Here is a 14,228-nt window from a genome sequence, read left to right on the forward strand (position 1 = left end):
TCCACCTGGCCTTTCGTCCCGATCACCGGCCGGGATCAGGGCAGTTGGGTCTCCGGCGGGGGCGTCCGCACCCGGCCGGCCGCCTTCTCGATCTTGACTTCCCCCGCCCCTTCCACCACCCTTTCACTACTCAATTAGTGAAAGTAGGGAAGGGGGTTGATCCGCGTGGTCGAGTACCGCATCGACCGGCACAGCGGCGTGGCCACCTACGTCCAGATCGTCCAGCAGACCAAACAGGCCCTGCGGCTGGGCGTGTTGCGGCCCGGGGACAAGCTGCCCACCGCCCGCGAGGTCGTCGAGGCGACCGCCATCAACCCGAACACCGTGCTGAAGGCGTACCGCGAGCTGGAGCGCGAGGGGCTGGTGGAGGCGCGGCGCGGACTCGGCACGTTCGTGCGGCGCGGCCTGAGCACCGCCCCGGCCGACTCGCCCCTGCGCACCGAGCTGGACGCCTGGGCCGTACGGGCCCGGGACACCGGCCTGGACCGCGAGGACGTGGCCGCGCTCTTCACCGCCGTACTCGAAGAACACTTCGCCCCGCCGGCCGCTCGCACAGAGCCCGTCCATCCCCAGGGAGACCCCTCATGACCGACCTCGCCATGGCCGCCAGCGCGCTCGGCAAGCGATTCGGCCGGCGCGGGGGCTGGGCGCTGCGGAACTGCACGTTCCGGCTCCCCGCCGGGCGGGTCTGCGCCGTCGTCGGACCGAACGGGGCCGGGAAGTCCACGCTCCTCTCCCTCGCCGCCGGGCTGCTGGTCCCCACCGAGGGCACCGTCACCGTGCTCGGCACCGACCCGGCGTCCGCACGCGCGCGTGTCGGCTACGTCGCCCAGGACAAGCCGCTGCACCCCCAGCTCACGATCGCCGAGACGCTGCGCATGGGCGCCCACCTCAACCCGGGCCGCTGGGAGGCCACGGCCGCCGAGCGGATCGTCGCCGCGGGAGAGCTCGACCCCCGACGGAAGATCCGCGCGCTCTCCGGCGGCCAGCGCACCCGGGTCGCCCTCGCGCTCGCCCTCGCCAAGCGGCCCGAGCTGCTGCTCCTGGACGAGCCGATGGCCGACCTGGACCCGCTCGCCCGGCACGAGCTGATGGGCGCCCTCATGTCCCAGGCGGCACAGCACGGGACGACGATCGTGATGTCGTCGCACGTGGTCGCCGAGCTGGAGGACTCCTGCGACCATCTGCTGCTCGTGGGCGGCGGCCGGGTCCGGCTGGCCGGGGAGATCGACGACCTGCTGGCCGCGCACACGCGCGTGAGCGCGACGGCGGAGGGCGCAGAGGCCGCAGAGGGCGCGGCAGAGGCGGTGGCCGGGCTCCCCGGCCTCTCCGCGCACACGGTCGTCGAGTCCCGGGTCACCGGGCGCCAGGTCACCGCGCTGATCCGCCCCGCCGGGCGCCTCGCCGACGACTGGCGCACCTCGGCGCCCTCCCTGGAGGAACTCGTCCTCGCCTATCTGCGCAACCCCGAGGCCGCCTCCCTCACCCCGGCCGCCCCCGAGGAGGCCCTGGCGTGAGCACCCCTCTCAGGCACCCCGCCGCCCTGCTCCGGCGCTCCACCCCATCCACACCCTCGCCGCCCGCGTCCTCGCCATCGGCCCCCTCACCGTCCGCGTCCTCGCCATCCGCGCCGCCGCCATCCGCGCCCCCGCCGTCCGCGTCCTCGCCATCCGCGCCCTCACCGCCCGCACCCTCCCCAACCGCACCCTCACGGCCCGCGTCCTCGCCAACCGCACCCTCACCGTCCACACCCCCGCCGCCCGCGTCCTCGCCGCCCGCCCTCTTCCCATCCGCCCGCTTCCCGCCCACCCTCGCTCGGCCGGCCCTCGCCCTGCCCGCCCTCGCTCGGCCCATCCACTCCCTGCCCATCCACTCCCTGCCCATCCACTCCCTGCCCATCCACTCCCTGCCCGCCCACTCCCCTTTCCCCGTTCAGGAGGCAGCCGTATGACCGCCGTCGCCCACCCGCGAACCGGCGCCCCGCAGCCCGCCGCCGAGGCCGTGCCCCCGGGTGCCTCCTGGGGCACCGTCCGTACAGTCCTGCGGCTGCACCGCACCGCGCTCGTCCTCTGGACGCTCGTCGTCGTGGGCCTGTCCGGCTGCCTGGTGTGGCTGGGCGCGGTCACCGCCGACGACGAGCGCGCCACGGTGGAGGCCTGCGACCGTGCGGGCCAGGACTTCTGCGACATGACGACGTCGTACTTCTCGGGTGGCATGGGCCTGATCGGCATGTTCCTCGCCTACTCCTTCCTCGTGGTGGCCGCCTTCGCGGGCGGCTCGCTGATCGGCCGCGAGATGGAGAACGGCACCGCGCACCTGGCGTGGACCCAGGGCATCAGCCCGGTCCGCTGGCTCACCGCCAAGCTCGCCGTCCCCGCGCTGGTGCTGACCGCCGGCACCACCACCCTGGTCCTCCTCTACCGCTGGGCCTGGGACGGCAACCGGGACCTCCTGTACTACGCCTGGATGGGCGAAGCGTTCACCGCCCGTGGCCCGGCGGCCGTCGCGTACGTCCTGTGCGCCCTCGCCGTCGGCGCGCTCGCCGGGCTGCTGCTGCGCCGCGCGCTGCCCGCCCTCGCCGCCGCCACCGGCACGACCTGGGCGCTCTCCTTCGTCATCTCGCTGTACCGCGCCCGGCTGTGGCCCACGGTGACCACCACCTCGACGACGAAGGGCTACCCCCACATCCCCGACGCCGCATGGCAGGTGGAGAACGGCGCGTTGATCCACGGCCGGCGGGTGGCGAATGCCGGGTCCTGGCAGTGCGACGGAAGCGCCGCCGAGATACGGCGCTGCTTCGACGACCTGGGCATCACCGGCTACTACGCCTCCTTCCACCCCGAATCCCATTACTGGCCGATCCAGCTCCGGGAGACCGGGATCGTGCTCGCCGTCACCGTCCTCGCCACCGTGGCCGTCTACCGGCTGGTGCGCCGCCGCACGGCCTGAGCCGGCGGCCCGGGTGAGCCCGGGGTGCGTACGCCCCTCCGCGGGGGAGACGGCCGTACGCACCCCGTCACGGCACCCAGCGCCACCGGCCCCGCCACCACCCGGCTCCGCCCCCCGCGAGCCGCCCCCCGATATCCCGCACGCCATGTCTCCGTAACCACCGGTTAAGACGACCTTGCGAGGCTCGGCGAATGAAGCCCGCCGCGCCCGAGGCCTCGCCGCCCCCCGAGGGGAACGACCCCGACGGGCAGCCCGTCATGCTCCCGCCTGCACGTTCTGACGCGCCCGTATCGCTGCTGGCGCGGAAGAATGGGTACATGAGCCAGTCACATGCCCCTCAGGCCGATGTCCAGCACGCGCAGCCCTCCGTGGGCTCCATAGCCGCGCACCGCCCGCACACCGTCGCGGCCGCGGTCTCCGATCTGGAACCCGACATCGACGCCGACCTCGACGCGTACGAGGAATCGCAGGCCGACGGGGTCAAGCTCCCGCAGGGCCGCTTCCTCGACCGGGAGCGCAGCTGGCTCGCGTTCAACGAGCGGGTGCTCGAACTCGCCGAGGACCCGAACACGCCGCTGCTCGAGCGGGCGAACTTCCTCGCCATCTTCGCGAGCAACCTGGACGAGTTCTTCATGGTCCGGGTGGCCGGGTTGAAGCGCCGTATCGCGACCGGCGTCGCCACCCGTTCCGCCTCCGGGCTCCAGCCACGCGAGGTGCTGGAGATGATCTGGGCCCGCTCGCGCGAGCTCATGGCCCGGCATGCCGCGACCTACCACGAGGACATCGCCCCCGCGCTCGCGGAGGAGGGCATCCACCTCGTCCGCTGGAACGAGCTGACCGAGAAGGAACAGGCCCGCCTGTTCACCCTCTTCCGGCACCAGATCTTCCCGGTCCTCACGCCGCTGGCCGTCGACCCCGCGCACCCCTTCCCGTACATCTCGGGTCTCTCGCTGAACCTCGCGGTCGTCGTCCGCAACCCGGTGAGCGGTCACGACCACTTCGCGCGCGTCAAGGTGCCGCCGCTGCTCTCCCGCTTCCTGGAGGCCTCCCCGGGCCGGTACGTCCCCATCGAGGACGTCATCGGCGCCCACCTGGAGGAGCTGTTCCCGGGCATGGAGGTGCTGGAGCACCACGCCTTCCGGCTCACCCGGAACGAGGACCTGGAGGTCGAGGAGGACGACGCCGAGAACCTGCTCCAGGCCCTGGAGAAGGAGCTCATGCGGCGCCGGTTCGGCCCGCCGGTGCGCCTGGAGGTCGAGGAGTCCATCGACCGCAAGGTGCTCGACCTGCTGGTGCGCGAGCTGAAGATCTCCGAGGCGGAGGTCTACCCGCTGCCCGGCCCGCTCGACCTCACCGGTCTCTTCCGCATCCACGGCCTCGACCGGCCCGAGCTGAAGTACAAGAAGTTCATCGCCGGCACGCACCGTGACCTCGCCGAGGTGGAGTCCGCCTCTCCCCCCGACGTCTTCGGCGCGCTGCGCAGCCGCGACGTGCTGCTGCACCACCCGTACGACAGCTTCTCCACCTCCGTCCAGGCCTTCCTGGAGCAGGCGGCCGCCGACCCGGACGTCCTCGCGATCAAGCAGACCCTGTACCGGACCTCCGGCGACTCGCCGATCGTGGACGCGCTGATCGACGCGGCCGAGTCCGGCAAGCAGGTCCTCGTGCTGGTCGAGATCAAGGCCCGCTTCGACGAGCACGCCAACATCAAGTGGGCGCGCAAGCTGGAGGAGGCCGGCTGCCATGTCGTCTACGGCCTCGTCGGACTGAAGACCCACTGCAAGCTGTCCCTGGTGGTCCGTCAGGAGGGCGAGACGCTACGGCGTTACAGCCACGTCGGCACCGGCAACTACCACCCGAAGACGGCCCGGCTCTACGAGGACCTCGGGCTGCTCACCGCGGACCCGCAGGTCGGCGCGGACCTCTCCGACCTGTTCAACCGGCTCTCCGGCTACTCGCGCCGCGAGACCTACCGCCGTCTCCTCGTCGCCCCCAAGTCGCTGCGGGACGGACTGATCTCCCGGGTGGAGAAGGAGATCCAGCACCATCGCGCGGGGCGTCCGGCGTACGTCCGGATCAAGGTCAACTCGATCGTCGACGAGGCGCTGATCGACTCCCTCTACCGGGCCTCCCAGGCGGGCGTGCCCGTCGACGTGTGGGTGCGCGGGATCTGCGCGGTGCGCCCGGGCGTGCCCGGCCTGTCGGAGAACGTCAAGGTCCGCTCGATACTCGGCCGCTTCCTGGAGCACTCCCGGGTCTTCTCCTTCGGCAACGGCGGCGAGCCCGAGGTGTGGTTCGGCAGCGCCGACATGATGCACCGCAACCTCGACCGCCGTATCGAGGCCATGGTCAGGGTCGTGGACCCGGCCCACCGGGCCGCCCTGAACCGGCTGCTGGAGACCGGCATGTCCGACGCCACCTCCTCCTGGCACCTCGGCCCGGACGGCGAGTGGATCCGGCACGCGACCGACCCGGACGGCCAGCCCCTGCGCAACGTCCAGGAGATGCTCATAGACGCCCGGAGGCGCCGGCGTGGCACAGCAACACCATGACCTGACGGACCCCGCGGCCGGGCCCGGTGTCGTCGCCGGGCCCGTCCCCGGGCCCGTGACCGGGGACGCCCTGGCGGGCTATCTGCGGGCCCAGGCCACGGACTTCCTCCGCGCGCTGCGGCTGCACCGGGAGACAGGAGGCGGCGGTACGGCGGCGGGCGGGACGTCGGCCGCCGGCCCCGCCGCGTCCCCCGGTGCGCCGGGCGGCGCGGCGGACGCCGTCGACGCGGCGCGCGCCCTGCGCCGCGCCGCCCGCCGCATCAGCGGCAGCCTGCACACCTTCCGCCCGCTCCTCGACCCCGAGTGGTCGGAACAGATCCGCCCGGAACTGGCCTGGCTCTCGGGCACGCTCGCTCTCGAACACGCCTACGAGGCCCGCCTGGAGCGCCTGCTCCTCGCCCTGCACCGTCTGTCGGGCTCCACGCCGGTCCCGTCCCAGACGCCGGGAACCCCGGGATCGGGTGCGGCCGCGGGCGGTCGTGGCGCCGGGGCGGCGTCCGTCCCGCAGCGCGCCGCGCTCGGCGCGGCCGGCACCCGCGCCGCGGCGACCCCCGACCGCGGCAACCTCACGGTCGGCGCCGCGAAGGCCGGCGCCCTCCTGGACCGCCAGCTCACCCTCGCCCGCACCCGCGCCCACAGCACCGCCCTCCAGGCCCTCGGCTCCTCCCGCTTCCACGCGGTCGCCGACCAGGTCGCGGTCCTCGCCAGCGAGGTCCGGCTCACCCCGGCCGCGCCCGGCACCGACCTGCACCCCCTCGCCGCGGCCGCCGAGGAACGCCTCGCGGACGCCGTCGCCGCCCTGCCCCTCCTCACCGCGGGCAGCCCCTACAACGCGGAGGCCCTGATCCACGGCCTCTCCCCCGACCCGGCCCCGCACCCTCAGGACGCCCCGTGGCACCAGGTCCGGCTGCTGCTGCGGCTGCACCGCTACGCCTGCGAGGTCCTGCACGGACCCGGAGCGCCCCTGGACATGCGGCTGCTGACCGCGGGCCAGGCCCTCGACCGGCACCGCGACGCCTCGGAGGCGGCGGCCGCCGCGGCCCAGGCGGCCCGTACGCCCCGGATCGCGCCGGCCACCGCGTACGCGCTCGGCGTGCTGCACGCGGACCAGCGGCACGAGGTGGAGGCGGCGCGGTACGCGTTCCAGCACTGCTGGCAGAAGCAGACCGCCGGCAGAGCCTGAGGCCCCGCCCGCGCGGCGGGGCGCACCGGGCGGACACCCTGCCGTAAGCCGCAGGACAACACCACGTCGACACCAGGACAGGCGGCCGGGAAGACATCAGGACAGGATGTCGGAAGTCGGAAGTCGGAAGAGCCAGGCGGTGAGGACGAAGTGAGTTCCCCGAACCGGACCCCCTTGCAGACCACCCCCGTACAGGCCGCGGGCTGCGTCCTGTGGCGGCGCTCCCCGAGTGGCGGTGAACTGGAGGTGTGCCTCGTCCACCGACCCAAGTACGACGACTGGTCACACCCGAAGGGCAAGCTCAAGCGGGGGGAGGACCCGCTGGCCGGTGCCCTGCGCGAGGTCGCGGAGGAGACCGGGTACCGGGCGGCGCCCGGCGCGGTGCTGCCGTCCGTGAGCTACTACGCGAACGGCCGGCCCAAGCAGGTCCGCTACTGGGCGGCTCAGGCCGTCTCCGGCGCTTTCAGCCCGAACGACGAGGTAGACCGCCTCCTGTGGCTGCCCGCGTCGGCGGCCCGCAACCGCCTCACCCAGCCCCGGGACCGCGACCTGGTGGACGCCCTCCTGAACACCCTGCGCCTCACCTGACCCGGGACCCCGCTGTGTCCTCGGCGTAAGCGTTCCGTGACCTAACCGGGCCTTCCCCATGGGTTCACCCGCCGTTCACTCGTGCCCGTAGGCGCCTTCACCTGATCTGCCTAATTTCGGCCTTACCCGGTGCGGTGCGCGGTCCGACGACCACGCCCATGCCACCCATGGCTTTCGCACGCCGCCGAATTCAGGACGGCGGCTACTGGAAGGATCTCCCTCAAGTGAAGCTTCAGCGCATGAACCGGCGGGCCCTCACCCTCGGTGCTCTCGCCGTCTCCGGCGCCCTGGCCCTCACGGCGTGCGGCTCCGACGACACGGGCTCGAGCGGCAACAGCAGCAGCAGCTCCTCCGCGACCGCCGCCGCCGGCTCGATCAAGTGTGACGACGCCAAGGGCCAGCTCCTGGCCGACGGCTCCTCGGCGCAGAAGAACGCGATCGACGCCTGGGTGAAGAACTTCACGCAGGCCTGCTCGGGTGTCCAGGTCAACTACAAGGGCTCCGGCTCGGGCGCGGGCGTCACCGCCTTCACCCAGGGTCAGGTCGCCTTCGCCGGTTCGGACTCCGCGCTGAAGCCCGAAGAGGTCACCGCCTCCAAGTCGGTCTGCACCGGCGGCCAGGGCATCGACCTGCCGATGGTCGCGGGCCCGATCGCTGTCGCGTACAACGTCTCCGGCGTGGACGACCTGGTGCTCGACGCCTCGACGATCGCCAAGATCTTCGACGGCAAGATCACCAACTGGAACGACGCCGCGATCAAGAAGCTGAACCCCAGCGCGAAGCTTCCCGACCTGAAGATCCAGCCGTACCACCGCTCCGACGAGTCGGGTACGACGGACAACTTCACCAAGTACCTGATCGCCGCCGCCCCGAGCGACTGGAAGTACTCCGGTGGCAAGGCCTGGCAGGCCAAGGGCGGTCAGTCCGCCGCCGGTTCCTCCGGTGTCGCCCAGGGCGTGAAGCAGACCAACGGCGCGATCGGCTACATGGAGCTGTCGTACGCCAAGGACGGTCTGGGTGTCGTCTCCATCGACACCGGCGCCTCCGCCCCGGTGGCGGCCTCCTCCGAGGGCGCGACCAAGGCCGTCGCCGCCGCCCAGGTCGTCGGCACCGGCAGCGACCTGTCGCTGAAGCTCGACTACACCACCAAGGCCGAGGGCGCGTACCCGATCACCCTGGTGACGTACGAGATCGTCTGCGACAAGGGCAACAAGGCCGCCACCCTGCCGGCCACGAAGGCGTTCCTGACCTACCTCGCCTCCACCGACGGCCAGGGCATCCTCTCGGGCATCGACTACGCGCCGATCCCCGACGCGATCATCTCCAAGGTCCGTACCACGATCGACGGCCTGAGCTGATCTGAAGGTGCGGTCCGGCACCGGGGAGACCCGGACCGGACCGCACCCGTCCGGTGCACCGCCGCCAGGGGCCGCCCGAGGGCCGGCCCCGTCCGAGCCGCCCACACCCGCAGCGGCTCCGCAGACCGGAGACCCCGATGGACATATCCACGCAGAAGACAGGCGCCGACGGCGCACCCCCGCCCCACGACGACCCTCCCCCCACGACCTCCGCCAACGGCCCCCACAAGCGCGCGGCCCGCGGCACCACCCGACCCGGCGACCGGATCTTCCTCGGTCTCTCCCGCGGGTCGGGCATCCTGCTGCTGGTGATCATGGCGGCGATCGCGGTCTTCCTGACCTACCGCGCCTACCTCGCCATCAGCAAGGACGACGCCAACTTCCTCACCACCTTCGAGTGGAACACCGGTCTCGTTCCGCCGAAGTTCGGCATCGCGGTCCTCGCCTTCGGCACCGTCGTGTCGTCGATCATCGCGATGGGGATCGCGGTCCCGATCGCCGTGGCGATCGCCCTGTTCATCACGCACTACGCCCCGCGCCGCCTGAGCGGCCCCATCGCGTACGTGGTGGACCTGCTCGCCGCCGTCCCCTCCATCGTCTACGGCCTCTGGGGCGCCCTCGTCCTCGTGCCGCACATGGACGGACTGTTCGGCTGGCTCAACGACTACTTCGGCTGGACCGGGATCTTCTCCTGGGACGAGGGCGCGCCGCGCTCCATGCTGACGGTCGGCATCCTCCTGGCGATCATGATCCTGCCGATCATCACCAACGTCAGCCGCGAGGTCTTCCGCCAGGTCCCGCAGATGCACGAGGAGGCGGCCCTGGCGCTCGGCGCCACCCGCTGGGAGGTCATCCGCATGGCGGTGATCCCCTTCGGCCGCTCCGGTGTCATCTCGGCCTCCATGCTCGGCCTCGGCCGCGCGCTCGGCGAGACGATGGCCGTCGCCACGGTCCTCTCCCCCGACTTCGACATCCACGCCAGCCTGCTGAACCCCGGCGGCGGCACCTTCGCCCAGAACATCGCCAGCAAGTTCAACGAGGCGACGGAGTACGGCCGTGACGCGCTGATCGCCTCCGGTCTCGTCCTCTTCGTCATCACCCTGCTGGTCAACGGCGCGGCCCGCATGATCATCGCCCGCCGCAAGGAGTACTCGGGGGCCAACGCATGAGCCACGCAACCGCAGTCGCCGACAAGCGCCCCAGCACGCTGCGCGGCGCGAGCCTGCCCCGCTGGTCCCCGTACGCGATCGCCGGCGGTTCGGTCGTCGTCGCCGTCGGGATCGGCCTGGCCGCCGGCCTGGACAGCAAGGTCCAGTGGGGCCTGATCGCCGGTCTCCTGTTCGTCGCCGGCACCTACGGCATCGCCGCCAAGGTCGAGGGCCGCCGCCAGGCGAAGGACCGCATCGCGACCTCCCTGGTCTGGGTGGCGTTCTTCCTGGCCGTGGTCCCCCTGGTCTCCCTCCTCTGGACCACCATCGTCCGCGGTGTGAAGGTCCTGGACATCTACTTCCTGACCCACTCCATGGGAGTCGTCGCCGACTCCGAGCCGGGCGGCGGCATCTACCACGCCATCATCGGCACCCTGGAGCAGGTCGGCCTCGCCACCCTGATCGGCGCCCCGATCGGCATCCTCACGGCGATCTACCTCGTCGAGTACGGCCGCGGCGGCCTGGCCAAGGCGGTCACGTTCTTCGTGGACGTCATGACGGGCATCCCGTCCATCGTCGCCGGCCTGTTCATCCTCAGCCTCATGCTGATGTTCGACATGCAGCCCTTCGGCTTCGCGGGCTCCCTCGCACTGGCGATCCTGATGATGCCGGTGGTCGTGCGCTCGACCGAGGAGATGCTCAAGCTCGTCCCGAACGAACTGCGTGAGGCGAGCCTGGCGCTCGGCGTGCCGAAGTGGCGCACCATTCTGAAGGTGGTCGTCCCGACCTCGATCGGCGGCATCATCACCGGCGTCATGCTGGCGATCGCCCGTATCGCGGGTGAGACGGCCCCTGTCCTGCTCCTCGTCTTCGGCAACCCGTTCATCAACAACAACCCCTTCGAGGGCGCGCAGGCGTCTCTGCCGCTGTACATCTACCAGCAGTACTCGCAGAGCGCCGGTTCCACGGCGGCGTACGACCGTGCCTGGGCGGCCTCGCTCACGCTGATCGCCTTCGTGATGATCCTCAACCTCGTGGCCCGGGCCATCGCCCGCTGGAAGGCCCCGAAGACCGGTCGCTGACCGCGGCCCCACAGCATCAGCGACCGAGACGGAAGTGAAGAAGCAACCATGTCCAAGCGAATCGATGTAAGCGGGCTCACCGCCTACTACGGCACCCACAAGGCGATCGAGGACATCTCGATGACGGTCGAGCCGCGCACGGTGACGGCCTTCATCGGCCCGTCCGGCTGCGGCAAGTCGACGTTCCTGCGCACGCTGAACCGTATGCACGAGGTGACGTCGGGCGGCCGGGTCGAGGGCAAGGTCCTGCTGGACGACGAGGACCTGTACGGCGCGGGCGTCGACCCCGTGGCCGTCCGCCGTGAGATCGGCATGGTCTTCCAGCGACCGAACCCGTTCCCCACGATGTCCATCTTCGACAACGTGGCCGCGGGCCTGCGCCTCAACGGCAACTACAAGAAGTCGCAGCTCTCGGACATCGTCGAGAAGTCCCTCAAGGGCGCGAACCTCTGGAACGAGGTGAAGGACCGCCTCAACAAGCCGGGCTCCGGCCTCTCCGGCGGCCAGCAGCAGCGTCTGTGCATCGCGAGGGCCATCGCGGTCGAACCGAAGGTGTTGTTGATGGACGAGCCCTGCTCGGCCCTCGACCCGATTTCGACGCTGGCGATCGAGGACCTGATCGGCGAGCTGAAGGAACGCTTCACGATCGTCATCGTGACGCACAACATGCAGCAGGCGGCGCGTGTCTCCGACCGCACGGCCTTCTTCAACCTCGCCGCCGTCGGCCAGCCCGGCAAGCTGATCGAGATCGACGACACGGAGCGCATCTTCTCCAACCCGTCCGTCCAGGCCACCGAGGACTACATCTCGGGCCGCTTCGGCTGACCGGGCCTACACCTCGGCCAACCCCAACGGACCGAGACGGTCTGCCAGGGCTGACCAAGGCCTGAGCCTCGGGCTGCTACGCCTGCCCGAGGCCACCACGAACCCCTCGCGGTGCTGCATGGCGGTGCCACCGCGAGGCCACAAAGGGCCCGCTCCCCGACCACTTCGGGGGGCGGGCCCAGGTGCGTCTCCGCTGGGCACCGGCTTGGCGCGGGGGCGGGGCCCGGTGCGTTGTCCGCTGGGCACCGGCTTGGCGTGAGGGCGAGGCCCGGTGCGTTGTCCGCTGGGCACCGGCTTGGCGTGAGGGCGGGGCCCGGTGCGTTGTCCGCTGGGCACCGGCTTGGCGCGGGGGCGGGGCCCGGTGCGTTGTCCGCTGAGCACCGACTTGGCGTGAGGGCAGGGCCCAAGTGCGGTTCCTGCGGGCCCCGGCCTGGTACTTGGGCGGGCGCAGGCGCGGTTCCCCACGGGCCCCGACCCGGCAGTAGGGCGAGCCTGCGTGGTTGCCCAGGCCCCGACCCGGCACGAGGACAAGCCCAGGCACGCTTCCCACAGGGCCCCAGCCCGACACCAGGGCGAGCCCAGGCACGGTTCCCCACAGGCCCCGACCCGACACCAGGGCTAGCCTGCGCGGTTTTCCCAGGCCCCGACCCCGCACTAGGGCGAGCCATGTGCGTTCCCCCTCGGGCCCCGGCCCCGCACGAGGACAAGCCCAGATGTGGTTCCTGCGGGCCCCGGCCCGCCCCTCACCCCGCATCCGGCCGACACAACGCCCACCCCTCGACGAACCGAGACGGGTGGGCGGGTGGGCGGGACGGGTAGGTGGCCCGGCGCCTACAGAAACGCCAGGTTCACCACCCAGAACGCCCCCGCAGCGACCAGCGCAGCAGCCGGCATCGTGATGAACCACCCCAGCACGATGTTCTTCGCGACACCCCACCGCACCGCGTTGACCCGCTTGGTAGCCCCCACACCCATGATCGCCGACGTGATCACATGCGTCGTGGAGATCGGCGCCTTGAACAGGAACGCCGTCGTGAACATGATCGTCGCCCCCGTGGTCTCCGCGGCGAACCCCTGCGGCGGATCCAACTCGATGATCTTCCGCCCCAGCGTCCGCATGATCCGCCACCCACCGGCGTACGTCCCCAGCGACAACATCACCGCACACACGACCTTCACCCACACCGGAATCGGATCATCGGCCCCCTGCACATCCCCGATGACCAGCGCCATCACCACCACGCCCATCGTCTTCTGCGCATCCTGCAGACCGTGCCCGAGCGCCATCCCCGCGGCCGAGACCGTCTGCGCTATCCGGAACCCCCGCTTGGCCTTGTGCGGATTGGCCCGCCGGAAGATCCACAGGATGAGGCACATCACCAGATACCCGCCGACCAGCCCCACGACCGGCGAGAGGAACATCGGGATGATGACCTTGTCGACCACGCCCGACCAGATGACCTCCGTCCCCCCGGCCAACGCCGCCCCCACCATGCCGCCGAACAGCGCATGAGAGGAGGACGAGGGAAGCCCGAAGTACCAGGTGACCAGATTCCAGACGATCGCCCCGACCAGCGCGGCGAAGAGGATCGCCATCCCCGTGGAGCCCTCGGGCGTCTCGATCAGCCCGCTGCTGACGGTATGAGCGACCCCGCTCCCCAGAAAGGCCCCGGCGAGGTTCATCACCGCGGCCATCGCGAGCGCGGCGCGCGGTGTGAGCGCCCGCGTCGACACCGACGTGGCGATCGCGTTCGCCGAGTCGTGGAAACCGTTCGTATACGTGAAACCGAGCGCGACACAAATGGTCACGACCAGAGCAAAGGTGTCCATGTAAAGCTCAGGACTCCTTGACGGCGATGGTCTCCACCGTGTTCGCCACATGCTCGAACGCGTCGGCAGCTTCCTCCAGCACGTCCACGATCTGCTTGAGCTTCAGCACCTCGATCGCGTCGTACTTGCCGTTGAAGAGGTGGGCCAGCAGCTTCCGGTGGATCTGGTCCGCCTGGTTCTCCAGCCGGTTGACCTCGATCCAGTACTCGGTGAGGTTCTCCATCGTCCGCAGATTCGGCATGGCCTCCGCCGTCAGCTCGGCCGCCCGCGCCAGCACCTCGATCTGCTGCTCGACCCCCTTGGGCAGATCCTCGACGTTGTAGAGGACGACCAGGTCGACGGCCTCCTCCATGAAGTCCATGATGTCGTCGAGGGAGGAGGCGAGGGAGTAGATGTCCTCGCGGTCGAACGGCGTGATGAACGAGGAGTTCAGCTGGTGGAAGATGGCGTGCGTCGCGTCGTCACCGGCGTGTTCCGCGGCCCGCATACGCTCTGCGATCTCGGCCCGGCCGGCGGTGTCCGCCCCGAGCAGTTCCATCAGGAGTTTCGAGCCCGTGACGATGTTGTCCGCGGATGCGGCGAACATGTCATAGAAGCTCGTCTCCCTGGGGGTCAGACGAAAGCGCACTTGGGGTCCTCGGGATGCATCGGTTTCGGTCAGCCGGTGGCCAGAGGTGATGCTAAGCGGCACCATCCGGACATGGCTATCGGGC

The 14,228-nt window shown here is 71.0% G+C and carries 12 protein-coding genes; 10 read left to right on the forward strand and 2 right to left on the reverse strand.

Annotated features, from left to right (window positions below):
- The first annotated feature begins 165 nt into the window (after positions 1 to 165).
- The 10 genes from ACYQ8Q_RS21825 (at position 166) to pstB (ending at position 11,685) form a co-directional block, all read left to right on the forward strand.
- Complete coding sequence (locus ACYQ8Q_RS21825; protein ID WP_460073441.1) at positions 166 to 588, forward strand: GntR family transcriptional regulator; 423 nt, start codon at positions 166 to 168, stop codon at positions 586 to 588.
- The gene (locus ACYQ8Q_RS21830; protein ID WP_460067241.1) at positions 585 to 1,517 is read left to right on the forward strand and encodes an ABC transporter ATP-binding protein; all 933 of its coding nucleotides are present in this window, start codon (positions 585 to 587) and stop codon (positions 1,515 to 1,517) included. The genes ACYQ8Q_RS21825 and ACYQ8Q_RS21830 overlap by 4 nt, the downstream gene beginning before the upstream one ends.
- Positions 1,518 to 1,947: 430 nt before the next feature.
- On the forward strand, positions 1,948 to 2,949 hold the full coding sequence (locus ACYQ8Q_RS21835; protein WP_460067244.1) for a hypothetical protein: 1,002 nt from the start codon (positions 1,948 to 1,950) through the stop codon (positions 2,947 to 2,949).
- Between the two features lie 191 nt (positions 2,950 to 3,140).
- Positions 3,141 to 5,501, forward strand: a complete 2,361-nt coding sequence (locus ACYQ8Q_RS21840; RefSeq protein WP_460067246.1) for an RNA degradosome polyphosphate kinase — start codon at positions 3,141 to 3,143, stop codon at positions 5,499 to 5,501.
- On the forward strand, positions 5,482 to 6,684 hold the full coding sequence (locus ACYQ8Q_RS21845) for a CHAD domain-containing protein (RefSeq protein ID WP_460067247.1): 1,203 nt from the start codon (positions 5,482 to 5,484) through the stop codon (positions 6,682 to 6,684). Before ACYQ8Q_RS21840 ends, ACYQ8Q_RS21845 begins: the two co-directional genes overlap by 20 nt.
- 150 nt (positions 6,685 to 6,834) lie before the next feature.
- Entirely contained in the window at positions 6,835 to 7,272 is a 438-nt protein-coding gene (locus ACYQ8Q_RS21850; RefSeq protein ID WP_460067249.1) for an NUDIX hydrolase, read from the forward strand.
- A gap of 224 nt (positions 7,273 to 7,496) precedes the next feature.
- The gene (gene pstS / locus ACYQ8Q_RS21855) at positions 7,497 to 8,630 is read left to right on the forward strand and encodes a phosphate ABC transporter substrate-binding protein PstS (protein ID WP_460067252.1); all 1,134 of its coding nucleotides are present in this window, start codon (positions 7,497 to 7,499) and stop codon (positions 8,628 to 8,630) included.
- Between the two features lie 137 nt (positions 8,631 to 8,767).
- Positions 8,768 to 9,799, forward strand: coding sequence for a phosphate ABC transporter permease subunit PstC (gene pstC / locus ACYQ8Q_RS21860; RefSeq protein ID WP_460067255.1), 1,032 nt, complete (start codon positions 8,768 to 8,770; stop codon positions 9,797 to 9,799).
- Positions 9,796 to 10,860, forward strand: a complete 1,065-nt coding sequence (pstA, locus tag ACYQ8Q_RS21865) for a phosphate ABC transporter permease PstA (RefSeq protein WP_460067257.1) — start codon at positions 9,796 to 9,798, stop codon at positions 10,858 to 10,860. The genes pstC and pstA overlap by 4 nt, the downstream gene beginning before the upstream one ends.
- A gap of 48 nt (positions 10,861 to 10,908) precedes the next feature.
- On the forward strand, positions 10,909 to 11,685 hold the full coding sequence (gene pstB / locus ACYQ8Q_RS21870; protein WP_055638195.1) for a phosphate ABC transporter ATP-binding protein PstB: 777 nt from the start codon (positions 10,909 to 10,911) through the stop codon (positions 11,683 to 11,685).
- Positions 11,686 to 12,516: 831 nt separating this feature from the next.
- On the opposite strand, the gene ACYQ8Q_RS21875 is transcribed toward pstB, so the two are convergent.
- On the reverse strand, positions 12,517 to 13,515 hold the full coding sequence (locus tag ACYQ8Q_RS21875) for an inorganic phosphate transporter (protein ID WP_460067259.1): 999 nt from the start codon (positions 13,513 to 13,515) through the stop codon (positions 12,517 to 12,519).
- A 7-nt stretch (positions 13,516 to 13,522) separates the two neighbouring features.
- Positions 13,523 to 14,143, reverse strand: coding sequence for a DUF47 domain-containing protein (locus ACYQ8Q_RS21880; protein ID WP_055638981.1), 621 nt, complete (start codon positions 14,141 to 14,143; stop codon positions 13,523 to 13,525).
- Positions 14,144 to 14,228: the final 85 nt, after the last annotated feature.

This window comes from Streptomyces sp. YKOK-I1, from assembly GCF_054660435.1.

Excerpts from the sequence above, each read along its gene's own strand:
- pstC (WP_460067255.1), top strand. The coding sequence starts at position 8,768 with ATGGACATATCCACGCAGAAGACAGGCGCCGACGGCGCACCCCCGCCC.
- pstA (WP_460067257.1), top strand. The coding sequence starts at position 9,796 with ATGAGCCACGCAACCGCAGTCGCCGACAAGCGCCCCAGCACGCTGCGC.
- ACYQ8Q_RS21835 (WP_460067244.1), top strand. The coding sequence starts at position 1,948 with ATGACCGCCGTCGCCCACCCGCGAACCGGCGCCCCGCAGCCCGCCGCC.
- pstB (WP_055638195.1), top strand. The coding sequence starts at position 10,909 with ATGTCCAAGCGAATCGATGTAAGCGGGCTCACCGCCTACTACGGCACC.
- ACYQ8Q_RS21830 (WP_460067241.1), top strand. The coding sequence starts at position 585 with ATGACCGACCTCGCCATGGCCGCCAGCGCGCTCGGCAAGCGATTCGGC.
- ACYQ8Q_RS21840 (WP_460067246.1), top strand. The coding sequence starts at position 3,141 with ATGAAGCCCGCCGCGCCCGAGGCCTCGCCGCCCCCCGAGGGGAACGAC.
- ACYQ8Q_RS21875 (WP_460067259.1), bottom strand. The coding sequence starts at position 13,515 with ATGGACACCTTTGCTCTGGTCGTGACCATTTGTGTCGCGCTCGGTTTC.